At 48.1% G+C, this 7,956-nt stretch carries 7 protein-coding genes; all 7 read left to right on the forward strand.

All coding sequences use genetic code 11. From position 1 onward, the window contains the following. Window positions 1-144: 144 nt before the first annotated feature. A complete protein-coding gene (gmk, locus tag WBV27_RS12345; RefSeq protein ID WP_424202429.1) occupies window positions 145-756 on the forward strand; it encodes a guanylate kinase in 612 nt (203 codons plus the stop codon). 6 nt (window positions 757-762) lie between these two features. Next, window positions 763-978 (forward strand): DNA-directed RNA polymerase subunit omega, encoded by a 216-nt coding sequence (gene rpoZ, locus WBV27_RS12350; protein ID WP_086628158.1) that lies wholly within the window; start codon window positions 763-765, stop codon window positions 976-978. 362 nt (window positions 979-1,340) lie between these two features. Next, window positions 1,341-3,746, forward strand: a complete 2,406-nt coding sequence (priA, locus tag WBV27_RS12355) for a primosomal protein N' (RefSeq protein ID WP_424202430.1) — start codon at window positions 1,341-1,343, stop codon at window positions 3,744-3,746. Window positions 3,747-3,757: 11 nt separating this feature from the next. Beyond that, a complete protein-coding gene (fmt, locus tag WBV27_RS12360; protein WP_424202431.1) occupies window positions 3,758-4,711 on the forward strand; it encodes a methionyl-tRNA formyltransferase in 954 nt (317 codons plus the stop codon). Continuing rightward, a complete protein-coding gene (rsmB, locus tag WBV27_RS12365) occupies window positions 4,701-6,065 on the forward strand; it encodes a 16S rRNA (cytosine(967)-C(5))-methyltransferase RsmB (protein WP_424202432.1) in 1,365 nt (454 codons plus the stop codon). Before fmt ends, rsmB begins: the two co-directional genes overlap by 11 nt. A 27-nt stretch (window positions 6,066-6,092) precedes the next feature. Beyond that, window positions 6,093-6,860 carry a Stp1/IreP family PP2C-type Ser/Thr phosphatase gene (locus tag WBV27_RS12370; protein WP_119093089.1) on the forward strand — a complete coding sequence of 256 codons (768 nt, stop codon included), beginning with the start codon at window positions 6,093-6,095 and terminating at the stop codon, window positions 6,858-6,860. After that, the coding region (pknB, locus tag WBV27_RS12375; protein ID WP_424202433.1) for a Stk1 family PASTA domain-containing Ser/Thr kinase at window positions 6,839-7,956 on the forward strand (1,118 nt) is incomplete at its 3' end. The genes WBV27_RS12370 and pknB, both read left to right, overlap by 22 nt.

Below are 7,956 nucleotides of genomic sequence, written 5' to 3' on the forward strand. Positions count from 1 at the left end.
AAACGGTAACTAATAAAATGTTGGCGGAAGACCCCAGTAAAGGTTTTAACCTTGATGAAATTGTGTTAAACTATGAAATAATAAACAGAACGCCGCATTAGGCTGTACGATGCTGTAAAAATATAATTGGATGGTGGGCATTAAATGACAGAAAAAGGATTGTTGATTGTCTTATCCGGACCTTCGGGAGTAGGCAAAGGGACTGTGAGACAAGCAATTTTTTCTCGTGGTGAACGGGAGTTCATATATTCAATTTCCGCTACGACCCGCAAAGCGCGCGAAGGGGAAGTGGATGGCAAAGATTATTTCTTCAAGGAAAGAGAAGAATTCGAGAGAATGATCGCCGATAATGAACTGTTGGAATATACCGACTATGTTGGTAATTACTATGGTACGCCAATCGACTATGTAAGAAGAACGTTGGACACGGGAAAAGATATTTTTCTGGAGATCGAAGTTCAAGGTGCCATGCAAGTGAAGGAACGGATGCCTGAAGGGATATTCATCTTCTTGACCCCTCCTGATATGACGGAACTGGAATCACGGATCGTAAATCGCGGTACGGACGAGTCCCCAATCATCAAGCAAAGAATGGAAAAGGCTATTGAAGAGCTCAGTTTGATGCGTTATTATGATTATGCGGTAGAAAACGACACAGTAGAGAATGCGGTACAGAAAGTGCTTGGCATCATCCAAAGCGAGCACTTGAAAGTTTCACGGATTCTGGATACCATCTGTGCGGATGAAAGGGAGTAAAATATTATGATGTTATATCCTTCGATCGATAAATTGTTGGAGCAAGTGGATTCAAAATATTCAATGGTCATTCTTTCAAGCAAAAGAGCACACCAATTGCACGATCGCTCCGAGCCTTTATTGGACACTTACCAGTCATTCAAGAATGTCGGACGTGCGCTGGAAGAAGTAGTTGCCGGCGAATTGGAAATCGATCCAAAATCCATCATCCCTGAAAGATAACAGAATAGGAATGAAAAAAGACTACTGTTTTTGAACTTCAAAATCAGTAGTTTTATTTTTTTGATGCCGAAAGCAAATTATAAAATATTTTTAAACCAAAAGTGCATCACCGTAGGTGTTTCACAGGTTCGCAAAATGTTCTGTGATTCCCAAAGTGATGTCCAGCTTCACGGGTTAGCCCTTCGGAAATTAGATAAATCGCACCTATTGCGCTCTACGATGCTCAGTCGGCACGATTTCCTAAATTTCTTTCAGGGCTGAACGAACCCGTTCAGCTTTTCTGATGCCGAAAATCTCAGGGAAGACTTTAGCGGCATAATTTAGTAAGATAGTTGTTAGAAAAAGAAGGGGGAGGGCTTAATTTGCAAATTGCAAAAGTGATTGTCGATATACCTGCAATGCAGACCAATCGTCCCTTTGATTATGCGATCCCTCCTGCTATGGAGCATAAATTAGGTAAGGGCATGCGCGTTGAGGTGCCTTTCAACAAACGCATCATCCAAGGGTTCATAACGGAAATTTCTGATCACACCGATTTTGAAGGGGAACTGAAAGAAATCATCCAACCATTGGATATCGAGCCGGCATTGACTGAAGAACTGCTTCTGTTGGGAGAGGAAATGGCGGAAACCGTTTATGCCTATCGGATCCATTGTTATCAGACGATGTTGCCGCCTTTGATGAAGGCAAAGTACGAAAAAGAAATTGAGATCATCGATGAATTGGATGAGGAGTCTTTCTACGGACTTTTTCAAGGGAAAAGCAAAATGAGTTGGGAAGATGCCGTCGACCGCGGCATTTTGCCGCAACTGATCGAATTGAAGCGAGCCGGGAAGATTGAAGTCAATTACATCCTGAAAAACCAGGCGAAGGCAAAAACGGTGCAGGTCTATTATTCCGATCTGGAAATGGACTGTCTGGAAGACGCATACCGCAGCCTGAAAAAATCAGCCAAGCAACAACAAGTCTTGTTGGCGGCGATCATGTCCATGAACGGAACCCCGCTGACGTCCAAAGAATACAAGGATCAATTCGATATCGGTTCAAGCACGATCAGGACCGGCGTGGAGAAGGGGTGGCTCAAATCAGCGGACCGGGAAATCCTCCGGGATCCCTTTAAGGATAGGCTGTTCAAAAAAACCGAAGCGCTGCCCCTTTCGGATGAACAAACGGCAGCATTTCAGACGATGGGTGCCAGCATCAAGGAAGAACGGCATGCGGTTTTTCTGCTGCAAGGCGTAACAGGAAGCGGAAAGACCGAAGTCTACCTGCAAATGATCGCTGAAGTCATCAATCAAGGCAAGACTGCCTTGATGCTCGTCCCCGAAATCGCTTTGACTCCGCAGATGGTCAATCACTTCAAGAGCCGCTTCGGAAATCGCGTGGCAGTGATGCACAGTGCGTTGTCATCGGGTGAGAAATACGACGAGTGGCGCAAAATCCACCGCGGCGACGCCGATGTCGTAGTTGGGGCCCGTTCTTCCATTTTTGCTCCGGTTGAGAATCTCGGTATCATCATTATGGATGAAGAACACGAGAGCACGTATAAACAGGACGAAAACCCGAAGTATCATGCCCGGAATGTAGCGATCTGGCGCGGGCAGTATAACCATTGTCCGGTAATCCTGGGAAGCGCGACGCCTTCGCTGGAGTCGCGGGCCAGGGCACAAAAAAAGGTTTACACATTGGTCGAATTGAAGGGACGCTTCAATCAACGCGCGCTGCCCCAAGTCGAAATTGTCGATATGCGTGAGGAGTTCAAAGCGAACAACCGCAGCAGCTTTTCTGTGATGCTGCAGGAAAAGATCACGGATCGTCTGCAGAAGAAACAGCAGATTGTGCTGATGCTGAACAAAAGAGGCTATTCCTCTTTCATCATGTGCCGGGATTGCGGTTTCGTCCTCGAGTGTCCGAACTGTGACATCAGTCTGACTTTGCATATGGACAGCAAAACGATGAAGTGCCATTACTGCGGCCATGAGGAAGCGATCCCCAACACCTGTCCGAAATGCAAGGGCCACAATTTCCGTTATTACGGTACGGGAACCCAAAAAATAGAGGAAGAACTGCAGGCGCTCTTCCCGGAGGCGCGCATTTTGCGCATGGATGTGGATACCACCCGCAAGAAGGGCGGCCATGAGGCTATCCTGTCGGCATTCGGAAGAGGAGAGGCCGACATCTTGCTGGGCACGCAGATGATCGCAAAAGGATTGGACTTTCCGAACATCACGTTGGTCGGCGTCATCAATGCGGATACTTCATTGGGGCTGCCGGATTTCCGGTCTTCGGAAAGGACGTTCCAGCTGCTGACCCAAGTCAGCGGCCGTGCAGGTCGCGCTGAGCTGTCTGGTGAGGTGGTCGTGCAATCCTATAATCCGGATCATTATGCCATCCTTTTTGCCCAACAGCACAATTACGAAGGCTTTTACCGTACCGAGATGTCGCTCCGGCATAAAGCGGGTTATCCGCCTTATTTTTATACCGCGCTGATCACCGTGAGCAACCCTGATGAAAAGAAAGCGCAGAAGAAAATTTATGAAATCCATGAGATCCTTCAAAAAAAGCTTGAACCTGACACGATCATGCTCGGGCCATCAAAGGGATCCATCGCGAGAGTGAACAACCGCTATTATTTTCAGATATTAGTGAAATACAAACAGGAAACCAAACTACATCCGGCATTGAAACAGATTTTGGATGAGTCACAAAAAGAAAATGCACGCGGGCTCTATATTTCAATCGATTCAGAGCCGGTCAATTTCTTCTAGGAGGTATACAAATGAAAAAAATCATTTTTATGGGCACCCCGGAATTTTCAGTGCCCATTTTAGAGGCTTTATTACAGCATGAGTATGACGTGATCGCAGTTGTCACACAACCGGACCGCCCGGTAGGCAGAAAGAAAATATTGACGCCTTCTCCGGTGAAGGAAGCCGCACTGAAACATGGTCTGCCGGTCTATCAGCCGGAAAAAATTTCCGGTTCGCCGGAAATGGATGAGCTGATTGCCTTGAAGCCGGACCTGATTGTGACAGCGGCCTATGGGCAATTTCTGCCGGTCAAGCTACTGAACGCTCCCCGTTTCCGCTCCATCAATGTGCATGCTTCTTTGTTGCCGAAATATCGCGGAGGCGCTCCGGTCCATTACGCCATCATCAATGGGGAAAAAGAAACCGGAGTCTCCATCATGTTCATGGAGAAAAGAATGGATGCCGGGGCTGTTTTGGCGCAGGAAGCCATACCCATCACCGAGGCAGATGATGTTGGGACGATGTTTTTGAAGTTGAGCGAACTGGGCAAAAATCTTTTGATCGAAACATTGCCTGATTTTTTCCAAGGCAAACTCGTGCCGCAAGAACAGGATGAATCCGCAGCCACCTTTTCGCCGAACATCAAGCGCGAAGAGGAACGCATCGATTGGTCCAAAACGGCCGCACAAGTGGCCTGCCAAGTCCGAGGCATGCGTCCGTGGCCAGTGGCGCATACGCTTTTGGGCGGGCAACGGATCAAAGTATGGGCGGGACAGGCTGTCGAGCAGACTGCCACCGATGAACCCGGAACGGTGATTGCAACAGACAAAGAAGCCCTTTATGTAGCCTGCGGTGAAGGCACCGTCTTCAAAATGATGGAACTCCAACCTGCCGGGAAAAAACGCATGTCAGCTGCGGATTACTTGCGGGGCAGCGCCTGCGAAATCCATGAAGGTACAAGGTTTGAAACAGATGGACAATAAACTTAAAAATAAAATCAAGCACACGGTCCGTTATCTGGCTGTCGATATATTGGAGAGCGTAGAGAATGAAGGCGCGTATTCCAATCTGTTGCTGAACAAAGTCATCCAATCCGAAAAGTTGTCCCCTAAGGATGCCGGCCTGTTAACGGAGATTGTCTATGGCGTCATCCAGCGGAAAATGACTTTGGATTATGGCCTCTCGGGATACATCAAAGATCCCAAAAAACAACTTTCTTGGGTGACTAACTTATTGCGTGTCTCCGCCTATCAGATGGTCTATTTGACGAAGGTTCCGGATCATGCCGTCCTTTTTGATGCGGTTGAGATAGCGAAAGCTAAGGGCCATGCGGGCGTCGCCAGTTATGTGAACGGTGTGCTGCGGAATGTGCAACGCAATGGGCTGCGCGACTGGAAAACCATCAGCAACGTCAAGAAACGCATCAGCGTGGGGGCCAGCATGCCGAAGTGGCTCGTCGCCTATTTCATCGAAAAGATCGGTATTGATGAAACCGAAAAAATGGCGTTTTCCTTATTGGAAGATCCTTTCGTTTCGGTCAGACTGCAGTCACAGGCAATGTCCCGGGAAGCGGCGCTCGAACAGTTGCAAGCAGAGGATTACGATGTGGTCCCAAGTCCAGTTTCGCCTTCTGGCATCCGGATCCGCGGCGGGAAAATCGTTGACTCCCCGCTATTCAAAGAGGGCATCCTTACGATTCAGGATGAATCGAGTCAATTGGTCGCACCGGTCGGAGAGCTAGAAAAGGACTTTCTCGTATTGGACAGCTGTGCCGCACCGGGTGGGAAGACGACGCACATGGCCAGTTATCTGTCGGCTTCGGAAAACGGCAAAGTCATCGCCTTGGATATGTATGAGCACAAGATAGGCTTGATCAATCAAAATGCCGAGCGACTGCACGTATCCGATCGTATCGAAACCCGCGTGCTGGATGCGAAAGAAGCAGACAAAGCATTTGCACCGGAATCCTTTGATGTCATCTTCGTCGATGCACCCTGTTCGGGGTTGGGGTTGATGCGCAGAAAGCCGGATATCAAATATGTGAAAAATGCGCAGGATTTTCTGGACCTGCATAAAGAACAACTTCGGATCCTCGACTCCGTCAGTCCTTTGTTAAAAAAAGGTGGACGTTTGGTGTACAGTACATGTACACTTACTGAAGAAGAGAATCAAATGACTGTCCAGACATTCATTGAAAATCATGCCGAATTTGCGATCGTTCCGGTACACTCCGATTATTTGGATAAAAAATCGTTCACACCTGAAGGGTTTGTGCAGATTTATCCGCATGATTACGGAACTGATGGTTTCTTCATCAGTTGTATGGTAAAGAGGTAAATGATAAGAAAGAATTGAGGGGAAAGAATGCAGATAGCCTTCAAAAGTGATAGAGGCAAAAATAGAGCAATCAATCAAGATTATGTGAGTTATTTCGTGAATGAAGCCCAGCAGCCGCTCATGATCGTATGTGATGGCATGGGTGGCCATAAGGCTGGCGACGTCGCCAGCGAGATGGGGGTATCCCATCTGGGTGCAGCCTGGAAAGGATCCCGTTTCACGAGCAGCGAAGAATTGTCCCGTTGGCTGATCGCCAACATCCAGCGCGTCAATGATCTGGTTTTTCAAAAATCGTTGGATTACAGCGACTTGGATGGAATGGGTACGACTTTGGTGGCAGCTGCCGTCGTGGGTAAGGAAGTCATTATTGCCAATATCGGCGACAGTCGGGCTTATGTCTACAGAAATTATAAACTCCGTCAAATCACGGAGGATCATTCCTTGGTGAATGAATTCATCAAATCAGGGGAAATAACCCCGGAGGAAGCGCAACATCATCCAAGAAAGAACATTTTGACGCGCTCCTTGGGCGTTTCCCGGAAACTGGATATCGATATCTTGGCTATGCCGCTTGTGCAGGGCGATCTGTTGTTGCTTTGCTCCGATGGTTTGACCAACATGATGGATGATGAAGAGATCGCCCAGATGCTGAAGGAATGGCTTCCTCTGGAAGAAAAAGTCCTTTCCTTGGTCGATAAAGCGAATGTAGCTGGCGGCCTGGATAATATCACAGTCCTTTTGGCTGATTTTACGGATAGAGAGGGGGAACCTCTGTGGAGGCAGGAAAGAAATTAGGCGGCCGCTATAAAATCGTCCGGCATATCGGAAGCGGCGGGATGGCGAACGTTTACCTGGGCCATGATCTAATTTTGGATCGCCCAGTCGCCATCAAAGTATTGCGCTTTGACTTCCGCGACAACAAGGATGCCCTGCGCCGTTTCCAGCGTGAAGCCCTCTCAGCCACGCAATTGATCCATCCCAACATCGTAGGTGTATATGATGTGGATGAAGAAGATGGCTTGCAATATATCGTAATGGAATTCATCGATGGCACGGATCTGAAAAAATACATCGACATTCAAGGCAGGGTTTCGCCGGAGAAGTCGATCCATATCATGCACCAAGTTTTGTCGGCTGTGGCATTGGCCCACAAAAACCGGATCATCCATAGGGACATCAAGCCACAGAATATTCTGATCGATAATCAGGATCGCATCAAAATTACCGATTTCGGCATTGCGGTTGCGCTGTCGGAAACTTCGATCACCCAGACGAATACGCTGTTGGGCTCCGTTCATTACTTGTCTCCGGAGCAAGCCAGAGGCAGCATGGCCACTTCAAAATCAGACATCTACGCTTTAGGGGTTGTCCTGTATGAATTGCTCAGCGGTAAGGTTCCTTTCGATGGGGAGTCGGCTGTCAGCGTCGCCCTGAAGCATTTTCAGGAACCGATGCCTTTCATCCGGGAAAGCCATCCGGAGATTCCTCAAAGTTTGGAAAATGTCATTCTGAAGGCCACTGCGAAAGAACCTTTAGACCGTTACGCTACCTGTGAAGAGATGATGGCGGATCTCGATACTTGCTTGAATGAGGAACGCTTGCACGAAGCACCTTTTATGCCAGTATCGCTGTTGCAGGAAACAAAAGTACTCACCCCCTTATCCGCTGAAGTTGTGGCCAAAGGGGATAGCGGTGACACGCTTGTTTCGCCGCCACCAAGCGTGAACGCTGAACCGATCCACGAATACGAATCAGGGCGAGAGGCCGCTGGAGGCAAGAAAAAACGAAAGAAGTGGGCATTCGTTCTCTTCGGGGTGTTGCTGCTGGGTCTGATTACGAGTTTTTTCCTCTTTTTTTACAATAACCAGGAAGCAGATGCGCTGACTGTGCC

The sequence above is a fragment of the Trichococcus sp. genome, from assembly GCF_049589555.1.
Taxonomy (GTDB): domain Bacteria; phylum Bacillota; class Bacilli; order Lactobacillales; family Aerococcaceae; genus Trichococcus.